This window comes from Clostridium tunisiense TJ, assembly GCF_000300195.1.
GTDB lineage: Bacteria > Bacillota > Clostridia > Clostridiales > Clostridiaceae > Clostridium_J > Clostridium_J tunisiense.
The window spans coordinates 1-18,329 of sequence record NZ_AMQH01000006.1; the positions used below are offsets into that span (position 1 = coordinate 1).

The 18,329-nt window shown below is 31.6% G+C and carries 13 protein-coding genes and 1 other annotated feature; of the genes, 8 read left to right on the forward strand and 5 right to left on the reverse strand.

The window, feature by feature from the left end; translation table 11 throughout:
* Positions 1-278 precede the first annotated feature (278 nt).
* On the reverse strand, positions 279-1,115 hold the full coding sequence (locus tag C661_RS0105430; protein WP_017414297.1) for a DegV family protein: 837 nt from the start codon (positions 1,113-1,115) through the stop codon (positions 279-281).
* Between the two features lie 571 nt (positions 1,116-1,686).
* Positions 1,687-1,918 (forward strand) — a binding site (T-box leader).
* A gap of 489 nt (positions 1,919-2,407) precedes the next feature.
* Here C661_RS0105430 and aspS point away from each other — a divergent pair.
* Complete coding sequence (gene aspS, locus C661_RS0105435) at positions 2,408-3,697, forward strand: aspartate--tRNA(Asn) ligase (protein WP_017414298.1); 1,290 nt, start codon at positions 2,408-2,410, stop codon at positions 3,695-3,697.
* Between the two features lie 204 nt (positions 3,698-3,901).
* Here aspS and murA read toward each other — a convergent pair whose 3' ends face one another.
* Positions 3,902-5,200: a UDP-N-acetylglucosamine 1-carboxyvinyltransferase gene (gene murA, locus C661_RS0105440; protein WP_017414299.1), complete on the reverse strand. Its 1,299-nt coding sequence runs from the start codon at positions 5,198-5,200 to the stop codon at positions 3,902-3,904.
* 477 nt (positions 5,201-5,677) lie between these two features.
* Positions 5,678-6,964 (reverse strand): GTPase HflX, encoded by a 1,287-nt coding sequence (gene hflX, locus C661_RS0105445; protein WP_017414300.1) that lies wholly within the window; start codon positions 6,962-6,964, stop codon positions 5,678-5,680.
* Between the two features lie 1,187 nt (positions 6,965-8,151).
* Between hflX and C661_RS22655 the strand changes: the two genes are divergently transcribed.
* The 6 genes from C661_RS22655 to C661_RS0105475 all read left to right on the forward strand — a co-directional run bounded on the left by C661_RS22655 (position 8,152) and on the right by C661_RS0105475 (position 14,564).
* Positions 8,152-9,000, forward strand: coding sequence for a CAP domain-containing protein (locus tag C661_RS22655; protein WP_017414301.1), 849 nt, complete (start codon positions 8,152-8,154; stop codon positions 8,998-9,000).
* A 33-nt stretch (positions 9,001-9,033) separates the two neighbouring features.
* Complete coding sequence (locus C661_RS24395; RefSeq protein ID WP_017414302.1) at positions 9,034-10,044, forward strand: CAP domain-containing protein; 1,011 nt, start codon at positions 9,034-9,036, stop codon at positions 10,042-10,044.
* A 460-nt stretch (positions 10,045-10,504) separates the two neighbouring features.
* Positions 10,505-11,509, forward strand: a complete 1,005-nt coding sequence (locus C661_RS0105460; RefSeq protein ID WP_017414303.1) for an ABC transporter ATP-binding protein — start codon at positions 10,505-10,507, stop codon at positions 11,507-11,509.
* Between the two features lie 5 nt (positions 11,510-11,514).
* Complete coding sequence (locus tag C661_RS0105465) at positions 11,515-12,384, forward strand: carbohydrate ABC transporter permease (RefSeq protein ID WP_017414304.1); 870 nt, start codon at positions 11,515-11,517, stop codon at positions 12,382-12,384.
* A gap of 11 nt (positions 12,385-12,395) precedes the next feature.
* Positions 12,396-13,217 carry a carbohydrate ABC transporter permease gene (locus C661_RS0105470; protein WP_017414305.1) on the forward strand — a complete coding sequence of 274 codons (822 nt, stop codon included), beginning with the start codon at positions 12,396-12,398 and terminating at the stop codon, positions 13,215-13,217.
* A 27-nt stretch (positions 13,218-13,244) separates the two neighbouring features.
* Positions 13,245-14,564 (forward strand): ABC transporter substrate-binding protein, encoded by a 1,320-nt coding sequence (locus C661_RS0105475; RefSeq protein ID WP_017414306.1) that lies wholly within the window; start codon positions 13,245-13,247, stop codon positions 14,562-14,564.
* 151 nt (positions 14,565-14,715) lie between these two features.
* Here C661_RS0105475 and C661_RS0105480 read toward each other — a convergent pair whose 3' ends face one another.
* A complete protein-coding gene (locus C661_RS0105480; protein WP_017414307.1) occupies positions 14,716-15,246 on the reverse strand; it encodes a CD3072 family TudS-related putative desulfidase in 531 nt (176 codons plus the stop codon).
* Positions 15,247-15,820: 574 nt separating this feature from the next.
* Between C661_RS0105480 and C661_RS22665 the strand changes: the two genes are divergently transcribed.
* On the forward strand, positions 15,821-16,669 hold the full coding sequence (locus C661_RS22665; protein WP_017414308.1) for a CAP domain-containing protein: 849 nt from the start codon (positions 15,821-15,823) through the stop codon (positions 16,667-16,669).
* A gap of 224 nt (positions 16,670-16,893) precedes the next feature.
* Here the strand turns inward: C661_RS22665 and C661_RS0105490 are convergent, their stop codons facing one another.
* Complete coding sequence (locus C661_RS0105490) at positions 16,894-18,306, reverse strand: VanZ family protein (protein ID WP_017414309.1); 1,413 nt, start codon at positions 18,304-18,306, stop codon at positions 16,894-16,896.
* Between the last annotated feature and the right edge of the window lie 23 nt (positions 18,307-18,329).

Here is an 18,329-nt window from a genome sequence, read left to right on the forward strand (position 1 = left end):
ACATTTTAAGTGCTAACTGGACTAAAATGGGGGCAGGAGTAGTATTCAGCAGCCAAGGAAACTATGTTTACGCAACTCAACATTTCTCAACTAACTAATTGCTAGTCATCTTTGAAAGTGAGCTTAAACTTAGTCATTGGTTAAAACTTGAAATTACTTTAAACATGTAATTAATCAAATTATTAAGGCGTAGCTTTTCTAATTTGATTATAATAGAAGAAAAGATGTAGGTGATTAATTTTACCTACATCTTTTTTCTTATTAAAGCAAAGTGTTTGTTAGAAAGCTATAACTAATCCACCATCATCTGCATAGGTGGAACTTAGTCCCTTCATCTCAACAATAACTACCTCTTTAAAATTATATTTCTTTAATACTTCTTCTTTAAAATTTAAAGCTCGATCTAAACAATTGCAATGGGCGATTCCAAGAATCTTTTCTTCTAAATTGCTACCCTCTTCACCAATGATTTCTAAAAATCTATTAAAGGCTTTTTTATAGCCTCTAGTTTTTTCAACTAACTTAATTGTTCCTTCCTCTGTAGCCCCCATTATTGGTTTAATTGCTAGCATGTTGGCAACCTTTGCAACAAAAGGATTTAATCTACCAGCCTTAGCTAAATGATCTAAGCTTTCTAGTAAGAAAAAAGTTTTCATTTCTTTTATATATTTAGCAACCTTTTCCACAATCTCTAATTCTGTAAAGTTTTTTTTGCTAAGTTCATTAATTTTAAGAGCAATTACAGTTTCTCCTGCAGATGCACTTAATGAATCAAATACATGGATAAACTTTTGTCCAAACTCTTCCAAAAATATGTTTTTAGCTAAAACTGCACTATTATAGCTTCCACTTAATTTATTAGATAGAGTTACTACAAAAACGCTGTCCTCCCCTTCATATCTTTTAATATAATCCTGCGGCGATGGACAAGACGTTTTAGGTGGAGTTTCGCACTCTCCCATTGACTTAACATACTGTTTTATATCTAAATTTTCATCATCAATATAACTTTTGTCTCCCAACTGTAAGGTTAGAGGCGCAATTTCAATATTCATCTCTTCTTTCATTTCCTTGGATAAATCACAACTACTGTCTGCAATAATTTTTATTTTCATATCACTTCTTCTCCTCATCTTTTTAAAATGCCTGTAATATATAATACAAAATGTAGAAACCTACTTTTTTACTCTTAATTCGAAGATTAAATACCAAAATACTCAAACTCATATAAGAAACCCCTGTATTTATAAAGTCTACTTCTCTCGAAGTTCTTTACATACATATTAATTTTAAAATTAATGCCCGTAAAATAACTTCCCTCATTGGGTTATATTTACATTAATTATACCATTTTATAATTAAAATTCACAGTATTTATAAAGTTTTTGTCCTTTAATTATTAATATAATCCCTAATTTTCTAAACCTTATTCCTCTATTAAAAAACACTTAAACAATTTGGATTTAGATAATATTTTTTTACTGTACAAGGGGTTTACCATAATACTCTAATAATCACAAAGCCCTTGTTGTTAACTGGTTATCCTAGCTTTTATAAAATAGCTTTATAATTCTTACTTGTGCTTAAGTACGTTTTTATACCTTATCCTATATTATATAATGTTAAAAATATTTGTAATATTTTCTTGACATCTGCTTATATTAGTATTAGAATAATAAAAAAATGTTTAATTCAATGAAGGGAAGAGTAAATATTAACTAGTATCCAAAGCGAGTGGGGGATGGTGTAAGCTCCATGAGAACATTAATATTGAAGGACCTCCCAGAGAAGTTTGCTTGAACCTATTTATTTCAAGTAGAGCAAACCGGCAGCCTCCGTTAAAAGGTTTTGAGATGACTTAAATAAACTTTTTGTCAAATTAGGATGGTACCGTGAAGCTTATGCTCTCACTCCTACATGGAGTGGGAGCTTTTATTTTCTCTAATTTTGGGCCCACTTTAGAGAAATTATAGCTTACTTGTTTCCTCATTTAATTTGATCTTTAAGTAATATTAAGAAGTGTTTTATTTTAGTTTAGTATTGTACCTTTTCAATTCGAAAACACCATAAAGGTTATATGCTGATTTAACTTTAAAATTCTACTTAATTATTTAAGTTAATAAGGGTGGTACCGCGATTTTTCGCCCCTTGAGTTTTTACTCAAGGGGCTTTGTGTTTCCCAAATAAGCTTATTTCTTAAACAAGGATTTTATATATTAATTAAATAATGAACAAGTTCATTTTGTTAACAACTTTGGAAGCAGATTTAGACTGCCACCAAAGCAACTTATCTAGACTTTATAACTGCCATTTTAGAAGATGTCAGACTTAAAGCTTCCAAAATTTTGTTAAAATTCACCCAGTTTGAAAATACATTAATGAGTTTATTATAAAAAGGAGAATTATTATGGAAAGAGTAATTATAGAAAATTTAGAAAAATATATTGGAGAAAAAATATTAATTAAAGGATGGGTTCATAGAGTTAGAAAGCTTAAAGCTATAACTTTCCTTATATTAAGAGATCGAACAGGTATGGTTCAATGTGTAGTTGATAATAATTTTATGGATATTAGTAGTTTAAAGTTGGAATCTGTAATTTCTATAGAAGGACTTTTAAAAGAAGGTACTAACACCTTGAATCCCTTTGAAGTTTTGATAGAAAAATTAGAGGTTTTAAATGAAGTTCAAGAAGAACTTCCCATTGAAATAAACAAAAAAGAATTAGAAGTTAATTTAGATACTATGCTAAATAATAGAGTTCTAAGTTTAAGACAAGAAAAAAAGCATTCCATATTTAAGATTCAAGGAATAATTGCTGAGGGCTTCAGAGAATTTTTAATTAAACAAGGTTTTACAGAGATTTTCACCCCTAAAATTGTAGCAGAAGGCGCTGAAGGTGGCACGGATATGTTTGAAATAAAATATTTTGAAAATAAGGCATATCTAGCCCAAAGCCCCCAATTTTATAAGCAAATGATGGTAGGTGCTGGCTATGAAAGAGTTTTTGAAGTAGGTGCCGTTTATCGAGCTGAACAGCATAATACTAATAGGCATTTAAATGAGTATATAAGTATGGACCTTGAAATGGGTTTTATAGAAAATGAAGAAGATTTAATGAAACTGGAGGAAAGTCTTCTAAAATATATACTCACCAAGCTTGAAAATCAAGGTGAAAAGTGTTTGAAAATCTTGGAAGTAAGCCTTCCCGAAATTAAAGATTCTATACCAAAGCTTAGTTTTAGTAATGCCTTAGAAATTTTAAAAACCCAATATGGAAAAACAGACCTTGAAGGTGACTTAGACCCTGAAGGCGAAAAGCTTATATGTAAGTACTCTAAAGAAAAACTCGGCAGTGAATTTTTATTTTTAACTAATTATCCAAGAAGAAAAAGACCTATGTATACTATGCCCTTAGGTGAAGAAGAAACTCGTTCCTTTGACCTTTTATTTAGAGGTCTTGAAATTACCACTGGTGGACAAAGAATTCATAGTTACAACATGCTTATAGAAAATATTCTCTATAAAGGGCTCACTCCTGAAAATTACGAAGGTTATACTAATACCTTTAAATACGGTATGCCACCTCATGGTGGCCTTGCAATCGGTCTTGAAAGACTTACTGCACAACTTTTAGGTTTATCTAATGTAAGAGAAACCTCCTTATTTCCAAGAGATAGAACTAGATTAACTCCTTAAGAGCTAATTACAAAACTAATCCTTTATATTTTAAAATCCTGTTGTGAATTTTTCATTTATAAATATTTTTATTAAAAAATAGCACAGCATTTTAATACTCTTAACTAAGTTAAAATGAAGCATTTATGACAATGTAAAAAATGATCACAAGAGAATATAATAATCATACTCTTGTGATCATAAATACTTAGTTAGTTATTATACTTATCCATAAATCTCATCTATTTCTAAATTTGTATCGGTAATATCGGCGTTTTCACAGATTCTTATACTTACCCCTAAACTACTAAATATATCTATAATATTTTCATATCCTCTTTCAATATGCTCAACTCCAGTAATTTTTGTAACCCCTTCAGCTCCTAAGGCTGCAAGTATCAAAGAAATTCCTGCTCTCACATCAGAAGCATGAACCCATGCACCTTTTAAGGTTCTTCTTCCTGGAATTACTGCACTACCTTCTCTCAAAATAATATCTGCTCCCATTTTATTCAGCTCTACACAATGGTTAAATCTATTTGGATATACATTTTCAACTATAGTACTATGACTATTAGCTCCAATTAATAGTGACGTAATTGGCTGTTGTAGGTCTGTTGCAAAACTGGGATACATTCCAGTCTTAATATTAACTCCATTTAAATTCCCATCAGAAAAAGCTTTGATATAATTATCCCCTTCTTCAATTTCCATTCCTGCTTCTTGGAGCTTAGCAATGCAATTATGAAGGTGCTCTGGAATCACGTTATTAACTATTATACTTCCTCCAGTAATACCAACGCTCATAAGAAAACTAGCTGCAATTAACCTGTCCGGGATAATAGAATGTTCCGTGCCTTTTAGTTCTTTCACACCCTCAATAACTAGAGTATCTGTTCCAGCTCCCTTAATTTGAGCTCCCATCTTATTTAAAAAAATTGCTAAATCTACTACTTCAGGATCCCTAGCTGCATTCCTAAGTACCGTTCTTCCTTCTGCTAAAATAGAAGCTAAAAGCACATTAATAGTTGCTCCACAAGTTATAACATCAAAATAAATATCTGCTCCCGTAAGTTTTTCCGCCTCAACCACATAAAAATCTTTATGAAAGGTAAATTTAGCTCCTAAAGCTTCCAGCCCCTTAACATGCTGATCTATAGGTCTAGAACCAAAATCATCTCCCCCTGGATAGCCTATGGAAACCTTCTTCTGCTTTGCAAGTAAAGCTCCCACAAAATAATAAGCCGCCCTATACTTTGATGACATTTCTTGTTCTATAAAGGCACTATGAATTTGGGATGGATTTATTTTTACACTATCTACCTCTTCACATATAGTACCACCTATGTTGCTAATAATATCATATATAACTTTTACATCAGAAATATGTGGAATATTTTTTAAAATTACAGGTTCATTTGATAAACAACAGGCAGTTAATATTGGTAACGAACTATTTTTCGATCCTGATATAGACACATTACCATTTATACTTTTACTTTTCTCAACCTCAATCCAACGCATACACCTTACCTACCTTTTCCACATTACTAGTTCTATTAATCTTTTACTGCTTCACTGTTGCTTTCTTTATTTTTACTTGAAAATAATCGGCTATTAATTATATAAATAATTTTCATTATAATTTTTACTAATATAGTATATCATGTTAGTTATAGCAATTAAAGATTCTTATACTATTTATTATAGTATTTCCACTGGTAATTTTTTTTAAAGACCTAATTTTAAAATTGTTTTACCTTTTTTAAACAACAGAAAAATATTAATATATCCATAAATATATAACCACATTAACTTGGTAAGGTATATTTACTTTTGAAATGATTTTGAAGTGAATTACCTATATATTTAAAAAAACACCTCTCAAATCATAAAATGATTTGAAGGTGCTTAAGTTTTTAATATCTTTATAATAAGCATAGCAAATAAGATGGAATAATACTAACAATTTCAAAGTTTTTATTGTAATTAGCTTTATATTTACTGCTCTATGAGGGTAACTTCGTCACTGGCAATTAAAAATTCTTCGTGTTTTTCAAAGTCAACTTTGCTGCACTCTAAATCTAATAGAACTCCATGGTTTTCATATCTCATAGATTTTACATTAGCTTTGTCCTTCAAATGAGAAACTATATTCCCTCTATCATAAGGTATTAGCATCTCACATTGAACATATTCATTAAAGATCCTCTTACTTATCAATTCTATTAATTTATCTATTCCTATTTTTTTCTTAGCTGAAATATATGCGGTATCACTTTCCTCTAATAAAACAGTGGTCTCTACTAAATCAACTTTATTATAAGCATAAATTACAGGTATATCTCCTGCCCCTATTTGGTTCAAAGTATCCTTTGTAACCTCTATTTGATGCTTATAATTTGGATTTGAATAATCTACAACGTGTATTAATAAATCTGCTTCACTTACTTCTTCCAAGGTTGATCGAAAAGCCTTTACTAAATCATGGGGTAAATTACTAACAAACCCAACAGTATCAGATAACAAAAAGTTTTTATTATCTGGAAGAACTATGCTTCTAACTGAGGTTTCAAGGGTAGCGAATAACATATCTTTCTCAAAAACCTTCTTTTCCTCGGATATTTTAAAGCTATCTATCATTGCATTCATTACCGTAGATTTACCTGCATTAGTATACCCAACCAATGCTACTACCGGAATATGATTTTTGCTTCTTCTTTTACGTTGAGTTTGTCTTTGAAATACAACATTTTCTAGTTCTCTATTTAAAGCTACTATTCTCTCTTCTACCTTTCTACGGTCAAGTTCTAGCTTTTTCTCACCAGTTCCCTTATTTTTTGTTCCTACCCCACCACTTTGGCGTCCTAAATTTTCACGAGAACCTATTAGACGGGGCAACATATATTTTAAATTAGCCACTTCAACCTGAAGCTTTGCTTCATGGGTTTGTGCTCTTTGGGCAAATATCTCTAAAATTAATGCAGTTCTATCTAAAATCCTACACTTTAAAGTTTTTTCTAGGTTTCTAAGTTGAGATGGACTTAGCTCATTATTAAAGATGATCACATTGCTTTGTGTTTCTTCTATTAAATAAAGAACCTCTTTAACTTTTCCAGTACCAATATAAAGTGGGTTATTACTAGCTTTTAAGTTTTGTGTTACTTCTCCTGTGACCTGAAAATCACATGCAAGGGCTAGGTTACTAAGTTCCTCCATAGATTCCTTAAAATCTGATTTATTGTTTAAATTTACACCTACTAATAATGCTTTTTGTTTTTGTTCCATATACTATACTCTCCTTTAAATAATCAATTTATTGGTTTTCAATAAATTGAATTTGCCATTTTTAATTTTCATAGCACGGAATCATGACAATTTCCACATTTAAAGGGATTCTACTTTGCAAGTAAAAATTAAATGAGAACTCCCTAAAAGGTACATGGGGTAAAATAATATCTAAACTCTCTATGATAGTTATTTTTTTACATACCGTCATGTAGGAAGTCATAATCCCGGTATTAAGCTCTTAATCTGATACTGAATATACATGCCTTTAAAATCATTTTTAATTCCTCCTTGCATAATAAAAAGGCTGCAAATGAACATACGTCACCTGCAACCTTAAAATACATTATTAACAAAACAAAAATATATAGAAGGCAATAAAAATAATAACAAATTATTACCCACTCTTCTCCTTAAAATTTCTCTTCATCAAAGCCCGATAAAGAAACATTATGGTAGTTTATATAAATTGTTTTTAAATAAAGATGTTTTTTGGTATTAAAGCGGTTATGAATATTCTTTGAAAGAGTCCTGAATAAGGCATAACAAATAAACCAAAACTCTTAGAGTTTTGTACCTTATCAATTATTTAGTTGCTTTATTAAACTAAATCACGGAATCTTAAAAAGAAAATTAACACCGTTTTCACCTCACCTTTTAACTTTTCAATTAATTATAACATAAATAATAACAGTAAATCAACATTCAATTCAATAATCTTCCATATAATCCTATTAATTTACTATGGATGCAGGTGATGAAACATTTTTTTATATTCTTTAGCCACTCCCCCCAAGGTTATCACTGCTGGTGAAAGTTATCCTCAAAGTATTTGTATATACACTTAGCTTTTCTATGGTAATCATAAATAAGTGTATTTAATCTTCTCCTGAAAAATATTAAAGACCATAAAAACTATAATGATGCTTTATTTGTTTCACAATTACCGGCCTCCCCCTCTTAATAATGAAAATAAGTCGACACTTTTTTAATTTTATTAATGAAATCTGGATTGTTTTACCCCTATTATGAAAACCTTGGATAGGGGTTGTTTTAGTTTTTATCCCATGTTAAGATATGTTCATCAGCAAAGTACTGAAGCAATAAAAGCTACTGATTGCCACAAGGAGTTACACATACCCCCAAGGAAATAAGCAGCAAAATAAAAAATAAGGAGTTGTTGATATATGATAACTAATAAAATATTAGCTTTAATTCTTTCATTATGTACTGCAGGAGGTCCAGCAACAGGAGCAGTTCTTGGAAACGCAGCTGGAACAGCTACAAATAAAGTTGAAATGCCAAAGTTTCCTACGCAGCAAATAGTTCAAAAACAGATTTCAAATCCACAAAATAGTGGACAAACTATAAATTTACCTCTAAACTTAAGAAATTCTTGTGATGGTATTGCACCAGTACAAGTTCAATTACCTAGTGATAATTGTGTAGTTGCTGATGAAGACAATTCAGTAGTAGAAACACCATTAACAAATGAAGATAATAACGTAGAAGTTCCAGTAGTAGAAAATCCTAAAACTGAAACTCCAGTTGTAGAAGAACCAAAGACTCAGGTTCCAGTAATTGAAGAGCCAAAAGTAGAGGCTCCAAAGGTTGAAGTACCTTCAAAAGAAGTTCCAAAAACAGAAGCTCCAAAAGTTGAAGAACCAGCTACAACGCCAAGTACAACAGTACCAAGTGGTGTACCTGCTAATCCAAATAATAAGAGCTTTAAATATCTAGATGCAGTGGAAAAGGAAATCCTAACTTATGTTAATCAAGAAAGAACTAAGGCTGGACTTAAGCCATTAGCTTGGGAAGAAAACATGAGGCCAATTGCTAGATATAAATCTAATAACATGCTTCAATATAACTACTTTGAGCACAATACACCATCTCTAAACAACGCTAGCCCAATGGACTTAGCAACTAAATACTTCAAGTATAACACTAATGGATATGGTGAAAATATATTCCGTACTGAAGCAATAAAAGCTACTGATTGCCACAAGGAGTTACACATACCCCCAAGGAAATAAGCAGCAAAATAAAAAATAAGGAGTTGTTGATATATGATAACTAATAAAATATTAGCTTTAATTCTTTCATTATGTACTGCAGGAGGTCCAGCAACAGGAGCAGTTCTTGGAAACGCAGCTGGAACAGTTGCTAATAATGTAGAGTTACCTAAATTCCCAACTACAGCAGTAGTTCAAAAGCAGATTTCTAATCCACAAAATGGTGGACAAACTATAAATTTACCTTTAAATCTTAAAAACTCTTGTGACAGTATAGCACCAATAGAAGTTCAATTACCAAGTGATAATCAAGTAGTTGCTGATGAGGACAATTCAGTAGTAGAAACACCAGTAACAAATGGTGATACAACAGTAGAAACACCTAAAACTGAGATTCCTAAGGTAGAAGCACCTGAAGTTGAAGTTCCCGTAATAGAGAATCCTAAAACTGAAACTCCAGTTGTAGAAGAGCCAAAGACTCCAGCTCCAGTAATAGATGAGCCTAAAGTTGAGGCACCAAAGGTTGAAACCCCTGTTAAGGAAGAACCAAAAACAGAGGCTCCAAAGGTTGAAACACCAGCTACAACACCAAGTACTACAGTGCCAAGTGGTGTGCCAGCAAACCCAAATAACAAGAGCTTTAAATACATGGAAGCAGTAGAAAAAGAAATTCTAACTTATGTTAATGAGGAAAGAGCTAAAGCAGGTCTTAATCCATTAACTTGGGAAGAGCAAATGAGACCAATTGCTAGATATAAATCTAATAACATGCTTCAATATAACTACTTTGAGCACAATACACCATCACTAAATAATGCTAGCCCAATGGACTTCGCAACTAAATACTTCAAGTACAACACTAATAGTTATGGTGAAAACTTATTCTACAGCCAAGGTTATGCAGAGTCTACAACCACAGCTAAGTACCTTGTAGATCAATGGATGAACTCTCCAGGTCACAGAGCTAACATTTTAAATGGTAGCTGGACAAAGATGTCTGCTGGAGTAGTGTTTAGCAGCCAAGGTAACTGGGTTTATGCTACACAACACTTCTCAACAAAATAATTCCTAGTTGTTTAAACAAATCAAATTTAATAATTAATAAAATTAGATAGGTGAAACCTTCTAATTTAGTTACAATAAAAAAGAGGCAACCAACATTGGTTGTCTCTTTTGTTGTTAACATATAATAATTGGTTAAATCTTAATTTAATACAACTTTTTATGAAGTATTAAAGGTTAAAGAAATTTTTATTAGCCTCTAATTATGCTAACTGTAGAGTTAGTAAAAGAGAAATAGAGGATGAATCAAGAGAACTTTAACCATTGTTCATCCCATTTTTTGTATAATATTGCATAATTATCAATCTATTACAATTCTATATAATTGCAAAATCTTCTATAACTTATAACTATTGGTAACGCATTTACTTTTGTGCTATTATGAACTCTGGTTTAAGAGTTGCTATATTGTGAGTTTTAATATAGTAATTTTTCATCTTATAAATATTATGTTGGTGATTATATGAAAATAAGAATAGATAATTTAACAAAACAGTATGGTTCTGTTACAGCAGTTGATAAATTGAATCTAACTATAAATGATGGTGAGTTTATCACAATTTTAGGTCCCAGCGGTTGTGGTAAAAGTACCCTACTTTATACCATCTCAGGTATTTATGGTCCTACAAGTGGTGATATTTACTTTGATGAGGAGAAAATTACTCCTATAAAAATAGAGGAACGGAACATTGGAATGGTTTTTCAAAACTATTCTTTATATCCTCACATGACAGTAGCAGAAAATTTAATGTTTCCTTTAAAAATCATAGGTGTTAAAAAGAAAGAAGCTCTAGAAAGAGCAATAGAAATAGGCAAATTAATAAAATGCGAAGAATTACTAAATAGAAAACCCAAGGAACTCTCTGGGGGTCAACAGCAACGAGTAGCAATTGGACGAGCTATAATTAAAAATCCTAAGGTTCTTTTAATGGACGAACCTTTTTCTAATCTTGATGCAGGCTTAAGAATTGAAATGAGAGAGGAAATTAAAGAGCTTCATAAAAAAACTGGGATTACTACCTTATTTGTAACCCATGATCAGGAAGAAGCTATGAGTATTTCCGATAGAATTTTAGTGATGAATGAAGGAAAAGCTGTTCAATTTTCAACGCCATTTGATCTGTACAAAAATCCAAATTCAGTATTTGTAGCGTCTTTCCTTGGAAATCCTAAGATAAACCTAATCACTGAAAAATCTCATATGGAAAAACTTAATTGTAATTTAGATTTTAAGCATAAAACAGTGGGTATTCGTCCTGAAGATATTGAAATTAAGGTAGCTGATAAAGAAAGTTCTTCTGGTATAACAGGAATTATTAAAGAAATACAACCCATGGGTAAGGAGCTTTATCTTAAACTTTCCTTAGATAGTTTGGATTTAAGAGCTGTAGTGTCAAGTCATTCAACCTTCAAATTAGGTGATAAAGTGGCTTTGGCTTTTAAAGTTATCCATTATTTTCAGGAGTAGCTATTATGAGAAATAAAAAAGCTTTTCTTTACCTTTTGCCAAGCTTAATAATAATAATTTTATTTCAAATATATCCTGTGTTTAAGGTACTGGCCATGAGTTTTTATACTAAATTTGACTACATAAAGGATATTGTTTATAAAAGAGGCCTGGACAACTACGCTTATGTTCTTAAAGATCCAGAATTTTATTTAGCTCTAAAGAATACCTTCCTTTATGTGATTATATCTGTCCCCTTATCAATTGGGATAGCGCTTATATTTGCATTGATTTTAAACTCTAACATAAAGTTTAAAAAGTTTTTTAGAACAATTTACTTTATTCCCTTCGTTACTTCTACAGTGGCTATTTCTGTGGTTTGGAAATGGATCTTTAGTAGAGATATGGGGCTTGCAAATATTCTAATAGGGTTAATTGGTATTAGTCCTCAAGCATATCTTTCAAACAGCAGTCTTACTCTTCCCTTATTGATTCTTTTAAATGTATGGAAAGGGTTAGGGTACAAAATTATTATAATACTTGCGGGACTACAAACCATTGATGATAAGTACTACAATGCGGCAATGATTGATGGTGCTAATAAATTTCAAAGATTTAAGAGCATCACGGTGCCTCTTCTTTCGCCAATTATTTATTTTCTAGCTATTACTTCTGTAATTGGAGGTTTTAAAATTTTTGATGAAGTCTTTGTACTTTATGATCAAAAACCAGGTCCTCTGCAGAGTGGGCTCACTATTGTTTACTATGTATTTAATAAGTTTTATATGAATTGGCAGTTTGCAATTGCTTCATCAGCAGCCTTTGTACTCTTTATCATAATCCTAACTTTTACTCTTATTCAGCTTTTTGCTAGTAAGAAAAAAGTTCACTATTAGGAGGCATGGCTATGAATAAAAAACTGAAGGACTTAAGTATTTATATTGTTTTAGTTATAGGTGCTGTATTCATCCTGCTTCCTTTTGTATGGATGATTTTAACTGCCCTTAAAGCTCCAGATGAGATTTTTACAAATCCACCTGTAATATTGCCCCAAAAGCTAAGATGGGAAAACTTCCTTGAAGTATTGAAGATTCCAATGTTTAAAAGATATTTTTTAAACAGCATAATTATCACAATTTCAATTACTGTTGGAGAATTAATTACTACAATTTTAGCTGCTTTTGCCTTTTCTCAATTTAAGTTTAAAGGCAAGGAAATTATATTTACTCTACTTTTAGCAACCATGATGGTTCCAGACGAAGTTTTAGTAATTCCAAATTTTGTTCTTCTAAGCAAACTTGGATGGATTAATACTTATAAAGCATTAATTATCCCTTGGTGTACCAGCGTATTTGCCATCTTTTTCTTAAGGCAATATTTCTTAGGTATACCAAAGGAGCTATACTATGCTGCCAAAGTTGACAATTGCAGTGATTTTAAATATTTGGTTAAAATCATGATTCCACTTTCAACTCCAGCCATTGTCACAGTGGCTATTTTAAAGATTATTAATAGCTGGAATGCTTTTATGTGGCCCCTCGTGGTTACAAATTCAGAAAAAATGAGAACGCTTCCAACTATGCTTGCTAACTATACTAGTGAAGCCGGAATTGATTATCACTTGCTTATGGCTGCTTCAACCATAGTTATCTTTCCAACGTTAATTATTTATATATTTCTTTCTAAGTACATCATTAATGGTGTAAGTAGAAGTGGAATTAAAGGATAAATATACATAATAAAGGAGAAATGAAAAATGAAAAAAAGACTATTATCAGTTCTATTAGCTGGGGTTATGGCCTCCTCTTTAGTTGCTTGTGGCACTAAGCCTGCAGAAAGTAAGGCTCCAGCCATAGCTACTGAAATAAAAGAAAATGTAGAAATTAACTTCTGGCACTCAATGAAAGGTGTCAATGAAGAAGCTCTAACTAAAATCACAAAGGACTTTCAGGACAAAAACCCAAAAATAAAAGTAAACTTAGTTTATCAAGGTGGCTACACAGATTTATTTGAAAAACTCATGGGAGCTGCTAAGAGTAATACTCTACCAACTATGACTCAAATTTATAATAACAGATTATCTTGGTACATAGACAAAGGTTTAGCGGAGAATTTAAACCCTTACATGGAAGACAAGAATGTTGGACTTACTAAAGAGGATAAAGAAGATATCCCAAAAATGTTCTTAGATGACGGTATTTTCGGAGATGGTAATTACTCTTTCCCTTTAAATAAAAGTGAAATGGTTCTTTATTATAACGAAGATATGTTAAAAGAAAAAGGAGTAGCAGTTCCAAAAACTTGGGACGAGCTTAAACAAGCTACTGCAAAATTAACTGTAGATAGCAACAGTGATGGTAACCCTGAAGTTTATGGATTAGCTCTAGAAAATAACATCTCTACTGACTTTGCTATATTTGTACAACAAGCTGGTGGAGAAATTATTGATGAGAAAGCTGATAAAATAAATTTTAATACTCCTGAAACTAAAGAAGCTGTAGAATTTATAAGTGGCATGATAAAAGGGAAAACAGCTACTTTAGCTGGTGAAGACAAAAATGCTAACAACACTTTGATTAAAGGTAAAGCTGCAATGTGTATTGCATCTACTTCAGCAATTCCTTATTTAGAACAAGGAATGAAATCAAAATGGTTTGCAGCACCACTGCCAACATATAAAGCAGATGTTCAACTTTACTACGGTACAAATGTTGCTATGTTTAACACAAGTACTCCAGAGCAAAAACTTGCTGCATGGCTTTACACTAAATTCTTAACAAACACTGAAAACACTTCATACTTCTCAATGCAGACAGGCTATATGCCAGTGAGGAAATCTGCCTCTGAAAGCGAAACTTATAAAGCCTTCTTAAAGGAGCACCCGGTTAAAGAAATTCCTTTAAAAACTTTAGATAAAGGATATATCGGTGCAAGACAAGTAGGAACAATTCCAGCTCTTAACGAACTTGGAAAAGAGTTAGAACAAGTATTCCAAAATAAGAAAACTGTTGAAGATGCTTTAAAAGCTGCTCAAGAAAAGGGCGAAAAAGCAATGCAAGAAGCTAGAAGCAACTAATAAAAACCTTAGGTACTGAAAATTCAGCACCTAAGGTTTTCTGCTTCTTAAAAACAAATTAACTGCGTAATTGCATGGAAAACTTATCCTTTGAAAAACTATTAAAGCCACTGTTTACTTTTAAAAATACTTTTACCTATAACTTATAAATTTACCATTGTGGGAGAATATTACTTTCTCTTACTTCTACAAATTTAGTGTCTATGTTTCTTTCTTCAATTATATTAATTAATTCTTCTATAAAAACTCCAGCTCCATCAACACAGTTTACAGTTTTTAGAGTATGGCTTAAATTCTCATTTTTACTCAATTCTCCATGCCATAAGGCAGAAGAACAAGTGTGATAAACCCCACAGCTTGGACTTCCAAAGACGCCAACTATATGTTCTAGTGTATATCCATTATTTATGTAATCCTGAATCTCATCTATTATAGGATTAAGTAAATCTCTTGACACTTTTCTATAGAAATTATTATCAAACTGTTCCTTTACATGACCCCAACGCCTAATTCCATATATAGTATTTTCAGGACATGGTAGTTGAATTATTCCATAGCTTCTATCCATTAAGGATTTAACAACCTCCACATTTGCGCCCTCGTACTTGCATGAGCCCCCTACTTTTGAATTGCCATTAAGAATGCAATGACAAACTAAACAAAGCTTCTTACCTCTTTTCATATAAACCTCCAAATATACCTTGATATTTAAATCATAGAATCTTTAGAGGTACTTTACTATAATTATCAATAAGAACTATACTATTAAGAAAAAGCATTTAAAATTCTAATAATAAAACCCTTATATAATTCATATTGCTGTTTTCTTATCTGCACAAGCTTGCTTGTGAACACAAGGTCGCTTGTGAACTGAAAATATCCTTCACATCTTTGACTTATTATTTATTTTCAGATACCTAATTCATTTATGCAAGTATGTTATTTGTTTTTAGCCTTTTATAGTTTATAAAGAAATAGAAAAATCTTAGTTGGATAATCTTACCCTTATTATGAAACCCCTGGACAGGGGTTGTTTTAGCTTTTGTCCCATGTTAAGATATGTTCATCGACAAGGTACTGAAGCAATAAAAGCTACAAAACACCACTAGGTGTTAGAGATACCCCCAAGTATCTATATAATTTATATTCAAGAGTATCTAATTAATTAGGAGTAGATTGTTGTAGTAACCACTCTTAATAGATATTTAGCAATAGAAATTATAGCAGCAAAATAAAAAATAAGGAGTTGTTGATATATGATAACAAATAAATTGTTAGCTTTAACTTTATCTCTATTTACTGCAGGAAGCGTGGCTACAGGTGCAGCAGGTACAGCTACTAATAAAACTCAAATGCCAAAGTTTCCTACACAGCAAATAGTTCAAAAACAAACTACTAATCCACAAAATAGTGGACAAACTATAAATTCATCTTCAAATTCTAGTAATACTTCAACGGTAACAAAGCCACAAACAGAAACTCCAAAAACTGAAGTTCCAGTTAAGGAGCAACCTAAGGTTGAAGCTCCAGTGACTCAGCAGCCTATAGTTGATGCACCAAAGGTAGAAACCCCTGTTAAGGAAGAGCCAAAAACAGAAGCTCCAAAGGTTGAAACACCAGCTGCAACACCAAGTACTACAGTGCCAAGTGGTGTGCCAGCTAATCCAAATAATAAGAGCTTTGTATACCTAGATACAGTGGAAAAAGAAATTCTAACTTATGTTAACCAGGAAAGAGCTAAAGCAGGACTTAATCCATTAACTTGGGAAGAAAACATGAGACCAATAGCTAGATATAAATCTAATAACATGCTTCAATATAACTACTTTGAGCATAATACACCATCTCTAAATAATGCTAGCCCAATGGATTTAGCTACTAAGTACTTTAAATATAATTCAAATGGATATGGTGAGAATATATTCTATAGCCAAGGTTACCCAGAGGGAACTACTACAGCTAAATACCTAGTTGATCAGTGGATGAACTCTCCAGGACACAGAGCTAACATTTTAAATGCTAACTGGACTAAAATGTCTGCAGGGGTAGTGTTTAGCAGCCAAGGTAACTATGCTTATGCTACACAACACTTCTCAACAAACTAATTCCTAGGTGTTTAAATAAGTTTAATTTAGTAATTAATATAATTAGATAGATGAAACCTTCTAGTTTAGTTATAGTAAAAAGAGGCAACCAACATTGGTTGTCTCTTCTTTTGCTAATACATAATATAAATTTCACTTGCTCTTAATATTACTCTTAAGCTATTATTCAATCTCTGTCAAACAATTAGAAGTTCATCTAATACCTACTCTAAGAATATTATTCACTAATTATTTCTTAGTGCAGCTATAGATATATTGTCTACCTCTCCATTAATATTTACCTTAAAATCATAAACAGGTTGATAAAACCCTTTACTGTCTAACTTATAAGTTAAACTAGCCTGTATAATCTCCAACTTAGAATTCTTTCCAAACACATGAAACATCTTAAACTCCCCTGCCAAAATATTATCATAAGCTTCTTTCAAAGACAAAATCTCATACTCCTTATATGGTTTACAAGAAATAATATTATTCTTAAAATTAGTGACTATACCATTTTTGTCAATGGTGCAGGTCAACACTCCATTAAGATACTTCTCTCCATATTTAACCATATCCATGGAAATAGAATATTCTCCTTTTCCATTGTCTTTAAAATCAGCTTCTTCAGGTAAGTCAATATCAAAATTACTTAATAAAGCTTGTACCTCTTTATAAGTTAGATTCTCTTTACCTTCGGTTCCAGTTTGACTAGAACCAATGAACCAGGTTGTAAGTCCTTTGTAATCCACCCATAAACCATAGCTTCCATTTTCAGATTCAAATACTATTGTATCGTCATATTCATTAATTCGGGCTGAATCTATCTTTGTATTCACCTTAGATAAGATATGGTTAGCTAGGCTTGTGGCATCTTCTTTGCTTCCAACCTGTGCTTCATAAACATAGGCTTTTTCTAATTTGTTATCAAAACTAAGCTTATTACTTACATCTATAGTTGACATATCTACTCTATAGATGTTAGTACTAGATAAATTACCTAGTTCCTGTTTAGAATAATTAATAAATATTACACTAAAAGAAATAACCGTTATTAATAAAGGCAGTTGATAGATTATTGCAGTTAAGCCTTTACTCTTTTGACTTGTACTTTTCCTTCTGAATATTACTTTACAAATCATTACTATTCCGTATCCAATGATGCACCCTAGAGTATTGTTTACAATATCATCAAGTTCAAATATTCCTCTTTTACTTATTAACTGTAGTGTTTCTATAAATAACGCTGAAACAAATCCTGTTAAATAAGTTATATACCACTTTTCACATTTCTTAAAAATTAGTGGCAGCATAAATCCAATGGGTGCAAACATCAATATGTTAAGAATTATGTTTCTCCACTCTCTTAGAGAAAAACTATTATATGCATCTTTATAAGAGCTAAATAAGTGTAGGTTTACATTTGCAAAGCCTGGAAATCTATCTCCAATTGTTGCTCCAAGTACTATGATTATATAAATAAAAAATACACTCCATAATCCTAACTTACTTGCTTTAAGCTTCTTATTCCCTTTCATTAGCTTTTTATAAACTAAAAAATAACCTATTAAGAATAAGCTTATAGTAATAAACGCCCCAATAATTCCTAATACCATGTACTGCCTTGCAAGTGTCATTACCTGCGAAATTCTCACTACTTCTCATCTCCCTTGTTGCT

Bases quoted from the DNA above. Each gene is read 5' to 3' on its own strand.
- C661_RS0105465 (WP_017414304.1), top strand. From the start codon at position 11,515: ATGAGAAATAAAAAAGCTTTTCTTTACCTTTTGCCAAGCTTAATAATA.
- C661_RS24395 (WP_017414302.1), top strand. From the start codon at position 9,034: ATGATAACTAATAAAATATTAGCTTTAATTCTTTCATTATGTACTGCA.
- C661_RS0105430 (WP_017414297.1), bottom strand. From the start codon at position 1,115: ATGAAAATAAAAATTATTGCAGACAGTAGTTGTGATTTATCCAAGGAA.
- C661_RS0105470 (WP_017414305.1), top strand. From the start codon at position 12,396: ATGAATAAAAAACTGAAGGACTTAAGTATTTATATTGTTTTAGTTATA.
- C661_RS0105480 (WP_017414307.1), bottom strand. From the start codon at position 15,246: ATGAAAAGAGGTAAGAAGCTTTGTTTAGTTTGTCATTGCATTCTTAAT.
- hflX (WP_017414300.1), bottom strand. From the start codon at position 6,964: ATGGAACAAAAACAAAAAGCATTATTAGTAGGTGTAAATTTAAACAAT.
- aspS (WP_017414298.1), top strand. From the start codon at position 2,408: ATGGAAAGAGTAATTATAGAAAATTTAGAAAAATATATTGGAGAAAAA.
- C661_RS0105475 (WP_017414306.1), top strand. From the start codon at position 13,245: ATGAAAAAAAGACTATTATCAGTTCTATTAGCTGGGGTTATGGCCTCC.
- C661_RS0105460 (WP_017414303.1), top strand. From the start codon at position 10,505: ATGAAAATAAGAATAGATAATTTAACAAAACAGTATGGTTCTGTTACA.
- C661_RS22655 (WP_017414301.1), top strand. From the start codon at position 8,152: ATGATAACTAATAAAATATTAGCTTTAATTCTTTCATTATGTACTGCA.
- murA (WP_017414299.1), bottom strand. From the start codon at position 5,200: ATGCGTTGGATTGAGGTTGAGAAAAGTAAAAGTATAAATGGTAATGTG.
- C661_RS22665 (WP_017414308.1), top strand. From the start codon at position 15,821: ATGATAACAAATAAATTGTTAGCTTTAACTTTATCTCTATTTACTGCA.